This window comes from Alcaligenes nematophilus (genome assembly GCF_026344155.1).
In the GTDB taxonomy this organism is placed as follows: domain Bacteria; phylum Pseudomonadota; class Gammaproteobacteria; order Burkholderiales; family Burkholderiaceae_B; genus Alcaligenes; species Alcaligenes phenolicus.
This window is the reverse complement of sequence record NZ_JAPKMZ010000002.1, coordinates 697,622-712,409: the sequence shown is the minus strand read 5'-3', so window position 1 is coordinate 712,409 and position 14,788 is coordinate 697,622. Positions and strand designations below refer to the sequence as shown.

Below are 14,788 nucleotides of genomic sequence, written 5' to 3'. Positions count from 1 at the left end.
GGGAGGGAAGGTGATGAGTGAAAAAGAAGACAGTGCCACACGAATTCGACAGGCCGCGGTTGAGGTCCTGATGGAAGTTGGTGTTCGCGCCGCCACCACTCGCATGGTGACCGAACGGGCTGGAGTGGGCCGTGGACTGTTGAACCATTACTTTCGCTGGTCCGAATTGCGGGCCGAGGCTTGGGGCGAGATCTTCGATCAGCTCATGGAATGGGAGGCTGCGCAATCTGCAGACCCTCGGGTTCTGATGGAGGATTACCTGAAGACGGCCTTCGAAGAGCGCAATCGCATCTATTGGTTTTTGTGGATTGATGCCACTGATCTGGCCAAAACCGATGCAGCCCTGGCCGTAGTGACCACCCGCGTGCATAAAAGAATGCTGGAACAACTGGCCTCTTACCTGAGTCGGGGCACGGAGCAAGGTTTTTGGCAGGTACCCGATGCCCAGGGCACGGCACTGCGCTTATCTGCGATGTATGACGGCTTGGCCAATATGCTGTTGACCGATTTTACGGATCTGAGCCCTGCCCAGGCCGAACAGCATTTGCGACATTTATTTTTTCTGGAAACCCGGCCGACTTAGCCTGAATCCGTCGGCCTGCCTTAAGTAGTTTGATGATGGAAATCGATACTGATTACAAAACGCTATCCTCCCGCCATACCTCCGTGGGCCGGATTTTGGGTTTGTTCAAACCCTGGCGCATGCGCTTGTTTATGGTGGCCCTGCTGATTGCCTTTGGTGCAGTGATTGGCGTGGTGTCTCCTTTTTTGCTGCGCGAGATTATCGACACAGCTTTGCCGGACCAGGACTTTGGACTGCTGGTTTGGCTGGTGCTGGGCCTGCTGGGTATCAGTGCCTTGGGTGCCAGCATCAGTGTGTTGCAAACCATTTTGTCCACCAAGATCGGGCAGGCCATCATGCACGATTTGCGGGTCGGTTTGTATCGTCATCTGCAAAGCCTGTCGTTGGGCTTTTTCATTCGTACTCGTACAGGTGAAATTCAGTCCCGTATCGCCAATGATATTGGTGGCTTGCAGGCTGTGGTCAGCAACACAGCCACTGATTTGGCGCGTAACTTGAGCGTGGTGGTCACCACGGCCATTGCCATGTTGCTGTTGGACTGGCGCTTGGCTCTGTTCTCCTTTGCTGTCTTGCCGCCCTTGATCTGGCTGAGTAATAAGGTAGGGGAACTGCGCGAGCGTTTGACGCATGATCAGCAGGCTGGTCACGCGAATATGTCGGCGACAGTGCAGGAAACCTTGTCAGCTCCGGGCATCATTTTGTCCCGTACCTTGGCACAAGGCGGTTTTTTGACGCGGCGCTTTGCACAGGTCTCCTCGGAGGTAGCCCGACTGGAAGTGCGTGCGCACACGGCTGGTGAATGGCAATGGTCGCTGATCTATCTGTTTTTAAGTGCCTTGCCCGCTTTGACGCTGTTGCTGGGTGGCTGGCTGATCGGCCAGGGGATGGTGGTCACCATCGGAACCCTGGTTGCCCTGATTGCCTTGCAGGAGCAGTTGATGTGGCCGTTGGAAGAACTGCTGCAAAGCGGGGTGCGTCTGCGCACTACCCGAGCGCTGTTCACCCGGATTTTTGAGTACATGGATACGCCGCCCGAGTTGACAGAGCCTGCCCAGCCCCGCCCTTTCCCGGCTACGGGACCGCGAGGTCATGTGCGGCTCAAAGGAGTGAGCTACCGCTATCAATCCGAGACCGCTACCTTGTCCGACATCAATATGGATATTCCTGCGGGCAGTCATGTGGCGATTGTGGGACCGACAGGCGCTGGTAAAACTACCCTGGGTTACTTGTTGGCGCGTCTGGCCGACCCGAATCAAGGCAGCATCACGATTGATGGTATTGATCTGCGCCAGATGAGTTTCGAGCAGTTGGCCAGTGTGCTGGGCGTGGTGAATCAGGAGCCCTTTTTGTTGAATGCCAGCATTGCGGAGAATTTGCGTTTTGCACGGCCTGAGGCAAGTGATGAGGAGCTGCTGGCCGCAGCCAAAACCGCGCAGATTCATGACTTCATCATGTCCTTGCCGCAGGCGTATGAAACTACGGTGGGCGAGCGAGGGTATCGTTTTTCCGGGGGCGAAAAACAGCGCTTGGCTCTGGCTCGTACCATTCTGCGCAACCCGCCCGTTCTCTTGCTGGATGAGGCCACTAGTGCGTTGGATAACACCACGGAAAATGCCATGTCAGCCGCCTTGGCCAAAATGGCGGAAACTCGTACCGTTATTTCGATTGCGCACCGCCTGTCTACCGTCCGTCATGCCGACCGCATTTTTGTGCTCAAGGCGGGCAGGCTGGTTGAGCAGGGTAGCCATCAGGAACTGGCTGCGCTGGACGGTGTGTATGCCCAACTTTTGAAAGCCGGTCAGTCCATGTGAGGTGGACGTGGAAAAGTTGAAAGTCGTATCAAGGAGAATTTGTGTGAATCGCGAGAACAGGACCGTGTCTGCATCGGCACTAAGCAAAATCACCACCTTCGAGGATGGCGACCCCAATGAGAATCCCTGGGTGGCAGGCGAGCCTAAAGCAGAGCTGATCGAGGTTCAGGACTACGATGCGAACTGGCCGGTGCTGTATCAGCGCTTGAGTCAGGAAATTCAGGCGGCCCTGGGCAATAAGGCCCTGACTATTGCGCATGTGGGCTCGACCGCGGTGCTCGGTCTGCCTGCCAAGCCTGTGATTGATATTGATGTGCTGGTGGCCGACCCGGAGCAGGAAGAGGACTATGTTCCTGCGTTGAATGCCTTGGGTTATGAGTTGAGCATACGTGAGCGCTCCTGGTATCAGCACCGCATGCTGCGTCAGGAAGAGCCGCGTGTGAATCTGCATGTGTTCGGCCCGGATTGCCCTGAGCATATTCGCCATATCCTGTTTCGGGACTGGTTGGGTACGCATCCCGAGGATTTGCAGCGCTATGCCCAGGCCAAAATGCAGGCTAAAGAAGGGGCTGGCAGTGTGCGGGATTACAACCAGCGAAAGCAGGCAGTAGTGCGGAATATTTATCAAAAGATTTTTGCATCGCAGGGACTGTCGTCTTGAGCCTGGCCGGTGTTCTTGTCCCGGCTGCAGCCTTGACGTACCTACCGCTGACATCAGTGTCTTGCTTGCCAGCTAACACTTTACAAACAGGATGCGCCCCATGAGGATTCGTCACTCGCGCCCGGAGGACGGGCAACGTGCGGTTGAAATCTGGCGCAAGGCCGTGGATGCCACGCACGATTTTTTATCCGTGCAGGATCGTCAGGAAATTGATGTCATGGTCTGCGGTTTTCTGCCTCGGGCCAGTTTATGGCTGGCGGTGGATGAGACGGATTACCCGCTGGCTTTCATGCTGCTTGAGCAGGGCCATATGCAGGCCTTGTTTGTGGACCCGGACAGCCGGGGTATGGGTGTGGGCAAGGCCTTGGTGCTGCACGGCTTGAGCCTGCATCCCAGCATGACCACTGATGTGAATGAACAGAATGAGCAGGCTGTGGGCTTTTACGAAAAAATGGGCTTCAAGCGTATTGGACGCTCGCCCGTGGATGATCAGGGCAAGCCATACCCGCTGATTCACCTGCAGTATCAGGTCTGATGGGCATCACGGTTTGATTCGTTTGGCTTGATCCCTCCCTCCGTTTTTATCGACTGTTTTCAGCAAGGTTTTTAAGTATGAGTTTTCCTCTTGCCTGGCAAACCCGACTGGCTGCCGCCAAGGTACAACGTCAAACCATTGGGGAGTCCGGGGCTGATGTCTGGCGTCTGGACTGGCCGGATGGCTCCTGCCAGTTTGTGAAGGCAGAAGACGATCTGCCTTTGGCCGAGCTGCCCGATGAAATTGAGCGCTTGCGCTGGATGCATACGCAAGGTCTGCCTTGCCCAGAGGTGCTGGATACCTTGTTGGCGCAGGGCCGCCATTGGCTGCTGATGAGTGCTGTTCCTGGGCGCGATCTGGCCTGCACAGAGGGCTTGTCTCCCCAGCAAACCGTGGAGTTACTGGCTTCGTCCTTGCAAGGCCTGCACCGCTTGCCACTTGAAGCCTGCCCCTTCGATCATCGCCTGGAGCATCGGTTGGCCGATGCACGTGCCAGGGCGAAAGCCGGCCTGATTGATGAAGAAGATTTTGACGATGAGCGTCAGGGCATGCCGGTTCAAAGCCTGCTGGACGAGCTATATGCCAGCCGCCCAGGACAAGAAGATCTGGTGGTCACCCATGGCGATGCCTGCTTGCCCAACTTCATGGTGCATCAAGGGCAGTTCAGCGGTTTTATCGACTGCGGACGTTTGGGCGTGGCGGATCGTTATCAGGATCTGGCGCTGACGGCGCGCAGCATAGAGCGCAATTTGGGCAAGGAGTGGCTAGCGCCTTTCTTTGCTTTGTACGGCGTGGAAATGGATGCCGAGCGCATCGCTTTCTTCTGCCTGTTGGATGAGTTTTTTTAAACCCGACTGGTCGTTGTCTCCCAAGGTCAGCCACTATTGGCAAATCGGCTTTGCACGCGGCATTCCCTAGACCAGCAGTGCAGAGCTTGTGCTGCCTGATGAGAAGCTCTGTCGGGCAAAACCAGCGCCGTTTCGGACGCTGGCAATGTGATCTTAGGCGCAGATAAAGTTCAGCTCGCCGATCCCTTGAATGGCCGCCTGAATCCGGTCGCCGGGGGCGGCATACAGCATGGGTAAACAGGTGCCCGTAATGATGACCTGCCCTTTTTGCAGCCCGCCAAGGTGGTGGCTGCCTTGATTAGCCAGCCAGATGAGCAGTCGCGTCAGCTCACCCGCCGGGTTCTGGTTCGGGCCTTGCAGCAAGGGTTGCTGCCCCACTTGCAGGCGTGCCCATTCAGGTTGTAGCAGTGCCATATCCTGCGCGGCGACGCCTTGCGGCTGATAGACCAGCGCACCGTGACTGGCCAGATCGGCCAGGGTGGATAGACGGCCTACGGAGTCACGCTGCGCAAAGCGGGATTCCACAATTTCGACGGCTACACAGATCTGGCTGACCGCCTGCCAGATTTGTTCCATGGAATACGGTGCCTGGCCGGGCGGTAAGTCCTGACCCAGAACCAGGCCGATTTCCACTTCTATGCCGCGCAAGGACAGCTCCTTGCTGGATGGTACATCCGGGCTGGCGTAACGAGAACGCTGGGGCAGGGGGGCGCAGGTGGGCGGGGCCACGCTATTGGCCGCGCCGACTTTCCAGCCTCCTATGGGGCCCAGGGTTTCCATTTGCACGGCCTGGACGCGATAGGCCTGATCAAAAGACACAGGTCGCAGCGCGTCGGGCCAGTCTTCGATGGGACGGTGTTCTTGGCGGGCCTGGAGCAGACGTTGTGCCGTCGCCAGGCAGTCGGTTTGCAGTGTGGTGCTCATCAAGGCTTACCAGCCTAATAAGCAACGGCCCAAGGCTACCGCAACGGTGGCCTGCGTGGGCTCCACGACGGCAATGCCCAAAGCCTGTTCCAGCGCCTCGCGCTGATTGGCCATGCCAGCGCAACCCAGCACCACCACATCAGAACCGTGCTCATCGCGCAGGCGCTGGCCGACTTCTGTCAGACGTTGCAGGGCTTTTTTCTCGTCAGTCAGCTCCGACACGCCCATATTGATAGCCAGGTCGGCGGCCAGGCGATCAGTCACCCCCATTGCACCAAAGTAGCGCAGGTGACGCGGGATAGAGGCCTGCAAAATGGACAGCACCCCAAAACGCTGGCCCAGTGACAAGGCAGTCAGCACGCCGGTTTCGGCAATGCCCAATACAGGCACATCCACTGCTTCGCGCAAGGTGTACAGGCCGGGGTCGCTAAAGCAGGCCACCACATAAGCAGCGGCGTCTTCTTTGACGCTCAGGGCCTGGGCGCGCAAGTGAGGGATCAGGGTGTCAATATCGGTCTGGCTTTGTACACCCGCCGGGCCTTGGGGCAGGCGCAGGCAGGAGATGGCCGGGCCATCGGCCAGACGCAGAGGCTGGACTGCACGGTCCAGGCCATCCGTTACGATCTGGCTGGAATTGGGGTTCAGAACGTAGATATGAGGGCGACGGTTCATGATGTTTTTATGTTTGGGTGGGCGGTAGCCCGTTTTGGTGGCTTAGTTTTTCTGACTGAAAGCGGCCTTGCAGTCCGACATACCAGTCAGAACCATGCATGCGTCCGATTGGGTCGTAAGCATCGATATCAATGCGCCCTTCAGGCGTCAGGATGGCGTCGTCGCAGTGCAAATGCAGGATTTCGCCAATGACGATATGGCGTAGCGGGCCCAGGTCCAGCGCGGTGTGCAAGCGGCATTCAAACTGCACTGGGCATTGGGCGATACGGGGCGGCTGCACTTGCACGCTGGGGGCCAGATCCAGGCCCGCCTGCAGGTGCTCGGCCTGACCGGTCGGGTAAGCAATGCCGCAGATGTTCATGGCGCGTGCCATCTTGGCGCTGATCAGGTTCACCACAAACTGGCTGGTGGCCAGGATATTGCGGGTGGTGTCTTTCAGACCATCGGCAGAGTGCGCATCGTTTTCCAGGCCCAGTGCCAGTACGGCAGGCTCCGAGCCCATCACATTGAAAAAACTGAACGGGGCCGTGTTCACGCGCCCCTGCTGGTCACAGGTCGTGACCAGGGCAATGGGGCGCGGCAACACGGTGTTGACCAACAAGCGGTAGCGTTCGCGTTCGCCAAGCTGATCACAGGACCAGTCCATGTCAGCTCTCCAGGCTCTGGTCCAACATGACAACGGTCTGATACAGAACCCGCGTACCGTCCAGAAGCTGCTCGGACGTGATGGATTCTTCAGGGCAATGGCTGCGACCATTCAGGCAGGGAATGAAGATCATGCCCATGGGGCCGCTGGGTGCCATGTAAACCGCATCATGACCGGCGCCGCTAGGCATGACCATGCTCGGGTATCCCAAAGCGCTGGCAGCCTGCTCGATGATGCTCATCACCTCGGGCGTGCAGTCCGTGGGTTTGGCCAGGCTGACTTGCGCCGCGTCCAGACCCAGGCCCATGGCCTCGATTTCCGGGCGCAACTGGGCCAACAGTTCCTCGGTGAAGTTCTGCATCAGCTCCTGGCGGTCGCTGCGTACTTCCACCATCATCTCCACCCTTCCGGGTACAGCATTGGAAGCGTTGGGTGTCAGGTTCAGGTTGCCAATGGTGGCGACCAGATAGTCTGGTCCCCCCAGAGCCCGGCGGGCCTTGCGGTCCACTTCACTGATGATCAGGCTGGCACCGACCAGAGCATCACGGCGTATGTCCATGGGTGTGGTGCCTGCATGGTCCGGGCGACCTGTGATGATGATGCGGTGGCGGCAAATGCCCACGATATTGCTGACCACGCCAATAGGCAGATTGCGCGATTCCAGCACCGGGCCTTGTTCGATATGCAACTCGACAAAGGCGGCGGTATCACCGGGCGCACGACGGGCCTGGGCCAGCTCCTGGGGGCGGCCACCGATGCGAGCAATGCCTTGCGCCAGCGTTTCGCCCTGAGGATTGCGTTCGGCCAGCATGGCGTCGGACAGGACACCGCCCATGGCGCGACTGCCTACGCAGGATACGCCATAGTCGCTGGGCTCCTCAGACAGAAAATCCACCACTTCAAAAGGGTGGTCCAGCTGGATGTTCTGCTCGTTCAGGCAGCGGGCCACTTCCAGCCCGGCCAGCACGCCGATGATGCCGTCGTAGCGTCCGCCATACATCACGGTGTCGCAGTGCGAGCCAGTCGTAATCGGTGCCAGGCCGGGCTTGCGCCCTTCGCGGCGTCCGATCAGATTGCCTGCGGCGTCCATGCGTACGGTCAGGCCCGCTTCCTCGAACTGTTGTAGCAACCACTGACGCGATTGCAGAAACAGATCGGAGAAGGCGCGGCGGGTCCAGGGCTGGTCAGGCAGCGTGAACGCGGCCAGCTCCTGGGTGCTGCGCCACAGGCGCTCCTGATTCAACAAGGGCATGGCCAGACTCATGACAATTCGCCTGCCTTATGCGGACGGATGAACTGACCGTCGCCCGCAGCGTTACGCACGGTTTTGCCGTCCCAGGCCAGTTGGCCGCGCACATAGGTGGCTTCCACACGCACTTGGAACTCGCGGTCCTCGAAGGAGCTCCAGGTGACGGCGGACAGGCTGGTGGACGGGTCAAAACGGTAGGTTTCGGGTTTGACGATCACGATATCGGCGTCTGCGCCCACATTCAGCGAACCCTTGCGGTGTTCCAGCAGGAAGTGTTGGGCAGGGCCCCAGCACAATTGCTTGACGACCATAGTGGGGGAAATGCCGTGTTCGGCGCAGCCGGTCCAGAAGGCAGGCAGCAGGGTTTCCAGACCAGGGCCACCGGAGGAGTTCTGGAACACGTTGTCGAATTGCTTGCGCTCCAGGCCCCAGCTGACGTGGTCGGAGGACACGAAGGTACATTCGTCGTTGGCGATGTGGGTCCAGAGCAGATCCATTTCCGCCTTGGGGCGAATGGGTGGGTAATGCTTGGTCTTGGCTCCGAAGCGGCGGGTGTGCTCTTCGTGGTTCAGCATCAGGTACTGCACGCAGGTCTCGATGGACGCCTTGTGGCCTGCCTGACGGTACATATTGCAGATCTCAAAACCGCGCGACAGGGACACGTGCACAGCGTGGGCACGGGCGCCGGTCTGGGCACCGATTTCATAAATGGCGCTGGTGGCCAGGTTTTCGATCAGCGGAGTATGAGCGCGCAGGAACGCGTCCCAGCCCGTATCACCCGCTTCAACCATGCGCTTGATGTTCTTGCGCGTCAGTTCCTGGTCCTGATTGTGGACACCGCAAGCCAGACCGGAGGGGGCGATCAGGCGGAAGGCTTCCATCAGAATGTCTTCTTCCACGCGCGGGAAACGGTTGGGGCTGGCTTCAAAGGTAGAGAATTTGAAACCGCAAACGCCGCCTTCAATCAGGCCAGCGGCTGCTTCCAGACCATGCTGGTCGTTCAGGGTGCCGTAGCAGGCCACGTCCACGTGGCAATCGCTTTCAATGCGGGCAATCTTGTCTTCCAGCTGCGGGCGGGAGGCAACGGGTTCGGGATCGTCGTACGGCATTTCCACCATGGTGGTCACGCCACCGGCGGCCGCCGCACGCGAGGCCCAACCCAGACCTTCCTGATTGGCCTGGCTACCAGAGTGCACCTGACCGTCCAGCACGCCGGGCATGACCCACATGCCACGCGCATCCACATGTTCACGGGCCGAAGGAGCCGCGCCAACACCGCGGGCTGCTACTCGGCCTTCGCGGACGGCCACCCAGCCGTCAGTGATGATGCGGTCGCGTTCAACAATATTTCCTCGTACTACCAGATCAAAGTCGCTCATTATCTTCCTCCTTGGATAGCTCGGGCCCGCGCATCTCGCTTGCCCGCAATCGTGTTCGTTTCCATGATTGAAGCAAATCCAGTCATGAATGTCGTATGCCTATTTATCGGTAAAACATAACGTCATGTTAAGTCTTGCTTGGAGTGCGCCCAGCGCTGCACGTGATAGCGGTCGTGGCCCAGGCACAGGCAGAACGAACCTACGGCTTTGGCCAGTTTTTCCGTGATGTGGCGCTTGTCGTAGGTATTGCGTGTGATGCGTTCCTGGGCCTGCTCCACTTGTTGGCGCAGGCGAGGCATATTCACTTGGGTTAACTGTCGGTCGCGCACGGCAAACTGGCCGTCGACCATCACATGGCGCAGCGCCAGCCCGTCTTCCAGATGCACCAGCTGATTGACTGTGTTGTTATGCGGAATCCAGTTGATATGAGCCAGATCCAGAAACACGATGTCGGCCTTTCGACCTGGTTCCAGACGTCCCAACTGCTCGCCCATGCCCAGGCAGCGGGCGCTGCCTTCGGTGGCGGCGTACAGCGCTTGTTCGGTTGTGACCCAGCGTTCTGTATCCGGGCCGCGCACCTTGGACGAGAAGGAGGCCAGACGCATGGCCTCGTACATATTCTGGTTATCGCCACTATTGGAGCCGTCCGTGCCCAGGCCCACGGTAATGCCGCGTTCCAGCATGGAGTTCACATCGGCAATTCCATTGCCTAAACGCATATTGCTGCCGGGGTTGTGGGCCACCATGGCACCGCGTTCGGCCAGAATGTCCAGGTCGCGCTCGTCCAGCCAGATGGCGTGTGCCAGGGTGAAACGGGGCGAGATCAGGCCCAGCTTGTCCAGATGCTGAACAATGGTGGTGCCATAGCGTTTCATGCCGGTCAGGGCTTGCACATAGGACTCGCCAACGTGGCTGTGCAGGCCGATATTGCGCTCCGCGCTGATTTCACCGCAGGTTTGCAGGAACTCGTCCGAGCACAGCATGGGAATGGTCGGGGCCAAGGCCACGCGAATGCGGTCGGGGTTGCGCTGCTGATCCAGAAAGTCCGTCAGGCCCGAGAGCGTAGCCCGGAACGATTGCGGTGCCAGTTGGGCCACAAACTTTTGCAGCTCTTCCGGTAGGGCTTCGATCAGGCCGGGGACGGACTGGTAAAAGGACAGGTCCGCCATCATGGGCGCTACCGTGGCTCGCATGCCAGCATCCACATAGGCCTGGGCAACCGCGTTCATGCCTTCCGCCGTCGGGACCGGGACTTCGGAGTACAGGTCGTAGCTGGCGGTACAGCCTTTGAGCAGCATTTCTGCCGCGTTCAACTGAGTGCTCAGGTATTTGTCTTCCAGATGGCGGTCGCCATTGATCCAGGGGCCAGCCGTCAATAAAAGCTCCAGCGACCAGCGATCCCCCATGGCTTTGGCATAGGTGCCGTGGCCGTGGGTGTGGGCGTTGATCAGGCCGGGGTGCAGCAGTTGGTCATCCGCTTGCACCACCGTGGCTTCAGACGGCGCGGGCAGGCCGGGCGGGCCCATGGCTTCGATCTCGCCATTCTTGATCAGAATGTCCAGAGGTTCGGCTTTGGCTTGGGCGTGGGCCAGCACCAGGCCCCCACGGATGACGGTATAACTTGATGTCATGATCAGCTCCGATTGTCCTTGATTGCCCAAGGGAACAGGATGCGTTCGGCGGCAGAAATTATCTGAAAGAACACAATGCCCAGCACGGACAAGATCGCCATGGCGCCAAAGGCAACCGGTGTCTTGAAGAAGGCCGTAGAGGTGGTGATCAAGTAGCCCAGACCTTGGTCAGCGGCTACAAATTCACCGACTACAGCACCCACTACGGACAAGGTAATGGCCACTTTCAGGCCCGAGAAAATAAAGGGCACGGCAAAGGGCAGGCGAATGCGGAAAAACTCTTGCAAGCGGGTGGCGCGGCAGGCACGGACCAGCTCGATCAGCTCGGGCGGGGCCGCCAGCAGGCCGGAGGTCATGGAGATCACCAGCGGGAAGAAGGCCACCAGAAAAGTCACCACGACGCGTGGCAGCTCAGTGGGTCCAAAGATAATGACCAGAATCGGAGCCAGGGCCACCTTGGGGATGGACTGGGTCAGGATCAGCAGCGGGTAGATGGCCTGCTCGAAAAAGCGCGAGTAGGTAATCAGTACGGCCAGCGGAAAGCTGATCACAATCGACAGCAAAAAGCCCAGCATGATGGTGCGCGTGGACACCAGCGTGTGCATCAGCATGGCCTCTTTCATTTGCATGGAATCGGCCCAGATGCGCGAGGGGGCAGGCACCAGATATTCAGGGATATCAAACAGGCGGCTGGCCAGCTCCCACAGGATGACCACGGTAATCAGGGTGATGGCCGGGACGGTAATTTCATTGAAATCGCGCAGGCGCAGTCGTCGCTTGCGCACGGGCGCGGCGCCCAGGGTTTGAGTTTGCTCGCTCATCAAGCCACCTCGTGTTGGAAAATGAGTTCACGGACGGCAGCGGCACAGCGCGTAAATTCGGGCGTGCCCACCAGGGAAAAGTCGCGTTCGCGGGGCAGGTTCACGTCCAGAATTTCGGTAATCTGGCCGGGGCGCGGCGACATGACCACAATGCGGTGGCCCAGCATGACGGCTTCGGAAATCGAGTGCGTCACAAACACAATGGTTTTGGGGTCTTCGTACCAAAGGCGCAGCAGCTCCAGCGTCATGGTTTCGCGTGTCAGTGCGTCCAGGGCGCCGAAGGGCTCATCCATCAGCACGACTTTGGGGTTGTGGACCAAGGCGCGGCAAATGGCTACGCGTTGCTGCATGCCACCGGACAATTGCTTGGGGTGGTGGTGCAGAAAATTGCCCAGCCCGGCGGTAGTGAGCAGACGCGTGGCGCGGCTGCGGGCCTGATCGTCCAGACGACCCATGATGCTCGATGGCAAGAGGGTGTTGTCCAGAATATTGGCCCACGGCACCAGCGTCGGGGCCTGGAACACGATGCCGGTGTCCTGGCGGGGGTGGGCAACGATTTCATCATCAATGCTGACGGTGCCGGTGGTGGGCATCAGCAAGCCGGCGATCAAGCGTAGCAGCGTGGATTTTCCACAGCCTGAAGCGCCGACAATGGCAATGATTTCGTTGTCCTGGATGTCCAGATTGATTTGTTTCAGCGCCTGAGTCTCTCGCTCGGTATTACGACCGTAGATCAGGTTGACGTCTTGAATGCGTATCACAATGCGCTCCTAGGCGCGCGCCGGCCCGCCTGGGCCAAGCCGGAGCACGCGCGAAAATCAGTTCAGCTCAGGGCTTGGCCGTGCCGTTGGCCTTGACGATGAACTGGGTGTCGTAGGCTTGGTGATAGTCCCAGGCGGGATCCAGGCTTTGGGCTTCTGCAACGGCCTCGTAGGTGTTTTTCATGCGGCCTTCTTCCAGGCTGCCTACTCCGTGCTCGGCACTGAAATCGGTGTAGATGTAGCCCAGCACCGCGTTCAGGTTGCCCATGCAGTCATCAAGGTCGATTTCCGGATTGGCCTTTACGTGGGCCTGACAAGCCGTGTCCGGGTCCTTGCGGGCGGCTTCCCAGGCTTCGATGGTGGCGTCCAGGAAGTTCTGCACCATTTGTGGACGCTCGGTCAGTGTCTTGTCGGTGGCGAATACGGACAGGGCGTAGATGTTGAAACCCTGATCGCTAAAGGGCAGCACCACGATTTCCTTGCCAAAACGCTTAGCCTGCTTGTTCTGGTAGTAGTAGTTGGTGGCCAGGAAAGGAGCGGCGTCCACTTTGCCGTTGATCAGCAGCGGTGCCATGGAGGAGCCGTCAACGGTCACCCACTGAATCTTGTCGGGATCGGTGTTGGCCTTGCGCGCCACCATGGGGAAGTAAAGCTTGTGGCTGTTACCGGGCGAGACGGCAATTTTCTTGCCTTCCAGGCCGGAGAAATCGGTAATGCCCGAGTCTTTGCGCACAAACAGGGAATGGGCCGAGTGCGAGAAGGTGGAAGCAATGGCCTTGATGGGAGTCTGGCTGTTCTGACGCGAGGTCAGAATGGCGGAAATATCGGCCAAGCCAATATCGGCCGCGCCGCCAGCCACTTTCAGAACTGTGTCACCCGAACCGGTGCCACGGGTAATCTTCAGGTTGATGCCGTGTTTCTCGTAAATCCCGTTGGCAATGCCCGAGTAATACGGGGCATAGTCGCCGGTGGGGATGAAGTCCAGCATGAGATGAACGTTGTCAGCGGCGTGGGCGGTGGGCGCAGCGGCGGCCAGTCCCAAGCCCAGCACCGCCAGGGTGCGAGCAAGCAGGGTTTGCATGATTTTGTCTCCGTGTCGTAGTTATGAAGCCGCTCTGTAAGCCCGTTGCGATCAAGGCGCGCCGGGATGGCAGCTTGAAAAAATTGAAACATAGGCAAATCAAAATGTCTTATGCTTATTTGTGCTCGAAACATAAGGCTACGTTAAGGGATGCTGCTCAATCTTCGTCAAATCGAGGTTTTTCGCGCGATCATGCTGACCGGTTCCATCAGCAAGGCGGCGCAATTGCTGAACGTGTCGCAACCGGCCATCAGCCGCCTGCTGTCCTATACCGAATCGCGTATTGGTCTGGTGCTGTTCGAGCGCATCAAGGGGCGTCTGTACCCCACGCCCGAGGCGCGTCGGCTCTATCAGGAGGTGGAGCAGGTTCATAACAGCGTGCAGCGGGTAAACGAGGTGGCCACCGACCTGATCGAAAAGCGTCACGGCAGCTTGCACATTGCCGTCAGCCCTAGTCTGGGCCAGACCTTGATCCCCATGGCGGTGACGCGTTTTCGCCAGGCATTCCCGGACGTGAAGGTGTATGTGCGCACGCTGATTTCCAGTGATCTGGTACAGGCTTTGGTCACCCAGCAGGCCGAGGTCGGTGTGGCTATCGTGCCGCTGACACATCCCAGCTTGCATGCCCAATCCATTTACGAAAACCATCTGGTGGCGGTGTTGCCAGCCAGCCATCCTCTGGCTGACAAGCAGGAACTGGACGCCAGCGATCTGGAAGGACTGGACCTGATTGGTTATGGCAATGACACCCCTTATGGCCAGATGGTGCAGCAGTTATTTGGTAACCGTCCGGGTGTGCCGCAACTGGCGGTAGAAGTGCGTTTGACGCATATTGCCTGTGCCATGGTGCAGGCTGGAGCCGGGATTGCAATTGTGGACGAGCTGGCCGTGGCAGGCCGGGTCTGGCCGGATGTGGTGGTACGCCCCATTAATCCGCGCACCACCATGCCTTTGCACATGCTGCATTCCAATGTGGTGCCGGTGTCGCAATTGGCTCACGACTTCATGAAAGTGGTCATTTCTACCGCCTCCCGAGGGATGCGGGCAGGCTGGGCTTGAGTGATTCATCCATAAATACATCGTCCCCCCACGCTGCGCTTTTGCTTGGCGGCCTCTCCAGGGGGGGACTTACCCTTATCAAGGGCGACTGTCGGGAAATGTGCGTGTTCGCGTATTGCGCCGCGTA

15 protein-coding genes are annotated in these 14,788 nt (G+C 58.8%); 6 read left to right on the top strand and 9 right to left on the bottom strand.

Annotated features, from left to right (window positions below; genetic code table 11):
* Nucleotides 1-13 precede the first annotated feature (13 nt).
* The 5 genes from OSH04_RS08420 (at nt 14) to OSH04_RS08400 (ending at nt 4,438) form a co-directional block, all read left to right on the top strand.
* Entirely contained in the window at nt 14-583 is a 570-nt protein-coding gene (locus OSH04_RS08420; protein WP_035268401.1) for a TetR/AcrR family transcriptional regulator, read from the top strand.
* A gap of 32 nt (nt 584-615) precedes the next feature.
* Nucleotides 616-2,394, top strand: a complete 1,779-nt coding sequence (locus OSH04_RS08415) for an ABC transporter ATP-binding protein (protein WP_137430816.1) — start codon at nt 616-618, stop codon at nt 2,392-2,394.
* A gap of 43 nt (nt 2,395-2,437) precedes the next feature.
* Nucleotides 2,438-3,055: a GrpB family protein gene (locus OSH04_RS08410; protein ID WP_035268397.1), complete on the top strand. Its 618-nt coding sequence runs from the start codon at nt 2,438-2,440 to the stop codon at nt 3,053-3,055.
* Between the two features lie 100 nt (nt 3,056-3,155).
* Nucleotides 3,156-3,590 carry an acetyltransferase gene (locus OSH04_RS08405; protein ID WP_203145173.1) on the top strand — a complete coding sequence of 145 codons (435 nt, stop codon included), beginning with the start codon at nt 3,156-3,158 and terminating at the stop codon, nt 3,588-3,590.
* Nucleotides 3,591-3,667: 77 nt separating this feature from the next.
* Nucleotides 3,668-4,438, top strand: coding sequence for an APH(3')-II family aminoglycoside O-phosphotransferase (locus tag OSH04_RS08400; RefSeq protein WP_250756617.1), 771 nt, complete (start codon nt 3,668-3,670; stop codon nt 4,436-4,438).
* 153 nt (nt 4,439-4,591) lie between these two features.
* Here OSH04_RS08400 and OSH04_RS08395 read toward each other — a convergent pair whose 3' ends face one another.
* The 9 genes from OSH04_RS08395 to OSH04_RS08355 all read right to left on the bottom strand — a co-directional run bounded on the left by OSH04_RS08395 (nt 4,592) and on the right by OSH04_RS08355 (nt 13,602).
* The gene (locus OSH04_RS08395; protein ID WP_250756618.1) at nt 4,592-5,362 is read right to left on the bottom strand and encodes a 2-keto-4-pentenoate hydratase; all 771 of its coding nucleotides are present in this window, start codon (nt 5,360-5,362) and stop codon (nt 4,592-4,594) included.
* 6 nt (nt 5,363-5,368) lie between these two features.
* The gene (locus tag OSH04_RS08390; RefSeq protein ID WP_266108252.1) at nt 5,369-6,034 is read right to left on the bottom strand and encodes an aspartate/glutamate racemase family protein; all 666 of its coding nucleotides are present in this window, start codon (nt 6,032-6,034) and stop codon (nt 5,369-5,371) included.
* 7 nt (nt 6,035-6,041) lie between these two features.
* A complete protein-coding gene (locus OSH04_RS08385) occupies nt 6,042-6,680 on the bottom strand; it encodes a flavin reductase family protein (protein WP_266108251.1) in 639 nt (212 codons plus the stop codon).
* Nucleotide 6,681: 1 nt separating this feature from the next.
* The gene (locus OSH04_RS08380; protein WP_247966092.1) at nt 6,682-7,944 is read right to left on the bottom strand and encodes a Zn-dependent hydrolase; all 1,263 of its coding nucleotides are present in this window, start codon (nt 7,942-7,944) and stop codon (nt 6,682-6,684) included.
* Entirely contained in the window at nt 7,941-9,308 is a 1,368-nt protein-coding gene (locus tag OSH04_RS08375) for a dihydroorotase (protein ID WP_009462747.1), read from the bottom strand. The genes OSH04_RS08380 and OSH04_RS08375 overlap by 4 nt, the downstream gene beginning before the upstream one ends.
* Before the next feature lie 122 nt (nt 9,309-9,430).
* On the bottom strand, nt 9,431-10,939 hold the full coding sequence (locus OSH04_RS08370; RefSeq protein WP_266108249.1) for an amidohydrolase family protein: 1,509 nt from the start codon (nt 10,937-10,939) through the stop codon (nt 9,431-9,433).
* Between the two features lie 2 nt (nt 10,940-10,941).
* Nucleotides 10,942-11,760: an ABC transporter permease gene (locus OSH04_RS08365; protein ID WP_266108248.1), complete on the bottom strand. Its 819-nt coding sequence runs from the start codon at nt 11,758-11,760 to the stop codon at nt 10,942-10,944.
* Complete coding sequence (locus tag OSH04_RS08360; protein WP_009462739.1) at nt 11,760-12,521, bottom strand: ABC transporter ATP-binding protein; 762 nt, start codon at nt 12,519-12,521, stop codon at nt 11,760-11,762. The genes OSH04_RS08365 and OSH04_RS08360 overlap by 1 nt, the downstream gene beginning before the upstream one ends.
* Nucleotides 12,522-12,588: 67 nt before the next feature.
* Nucleotides 12,589-13,602, bottom strand: a complete 1,014-nt coding sequence (locus tag OSH04_RS08355) for an ABC transporter substrate-binding protein (RefSeq protein ID WP_035268378.1) — start codon at nt 13,600-13,602, stop codon at nt 12,589-12,591.
* A 150-nt stretch (nt 13,603-13,752) separates the two neighbouring features.
* On the opposite strand from OSH04_RS08355, the gene OSH04_RS08350 reads away from it, so the two are divergent.
* The gene (locus tag OSH04_RS08350) at nt 13,753-14,661 is read left to right on the top strand and encodes a LysR substrate-binding domain-containing protein (RefSeq protein ID WP_083054310.1); all 909 of its coding nucleotides are present in this window, start codon (nt 13,753-13,755) and stop codon (nt 14,659-14,661) included.
* The last annotated feature ends 127 nt before the right edge of the window (nt 14,662-14,788 follow it).

Coding starts and splice junctions, on each gene's coding strand:
- OSH04_RS08420 (WP_035268401.1), top strand. CDS start 14: ATGAGTGAAAAAGAAGACAGTGCCACACGAATTCGACAGGCCGCGGTT.
- OSH04_RS08415 (WP_137430816.1), top strand. CDS start 616: ATGATGGAAATCGATACTGATTACAAAACGCTATCCTCCCGCCATACC.
- OSH04_RS08405 (WP_203145173.1), top strand. CDS start 3,156: ATGAGGATTCGTCACTCGCGCCCGGAGGACGGGCAACGTGCGGTTGAA.
- OSH04_RS08400 (WP_250756617.1), top strand. CDS start 3,668: ATGAGTTTTCCTCTTGCCTGGCAAACCCGACTGGCTGCCGCCAAGGTA.
- OSH04_RS08395 (WP_250756618.1), bottom strand. CDS start 5,362: ATGAGCACCACACTGCAAACCGACTGCCTGGCGACGGCACAACGTCTG.
- OSH04_RS08390 (WP_266108252.1), bottom strand. CDS start 6,034: ATGAACCGTCGCCCTCATATCTACGTTCTGAACCCCAATTCCAGCCAG.
- OSH04_RS08385 (WP_266108251.1), bottom strand. CDS start 6,680: ATGGACTGGTCCTGTGATCAGCTTGGCGAACGCGAACGCTACCGCTTG.
- OSH04_RS08380 (WP_247966092.1), bottom strand. CDS start 7,944: ATGAGTCTGGCCATGCCCTTGTTGAATCAGGAGCGCCTGTGGCGCAGC.
- OSH04_RS08375 (WP_009462747.1), bottom strand. CDS start 9,308: ATGAGCGACTTTGATCTGGTAGTACGAGGAAATATTGTTGAACGCGAC.
- OSH04_RS08370 (WP_266108249.1), bottom strand. CDS start 10,939: ATGACATCAAGTTATACCGTCATCCGTGGGGGCCTGGTGCTGGCCCAC.
- OSH04_RS08365 (WP_266108248.1), bottom strand. CDS start 11,760: ATGAGCGAGCAAACTCAAACCCTGGGCGCCGCGCCCGTGCGCAAGCGA.
- OSH04_RS08355 (WP_035268378.1), bottom strand. CDS start 13,602: ATGCAAACCCTGCTTGCTCGCACCCTGGCGGTGCTGGGCTTGGGACTG.
- OSH04_RS08350 (WP_083054310.1), top strand. CDS start 13,753: ATGCTGCTCAATCTTCGTCAAATCGAGGTTTTTCGCGCGATCATGCTG.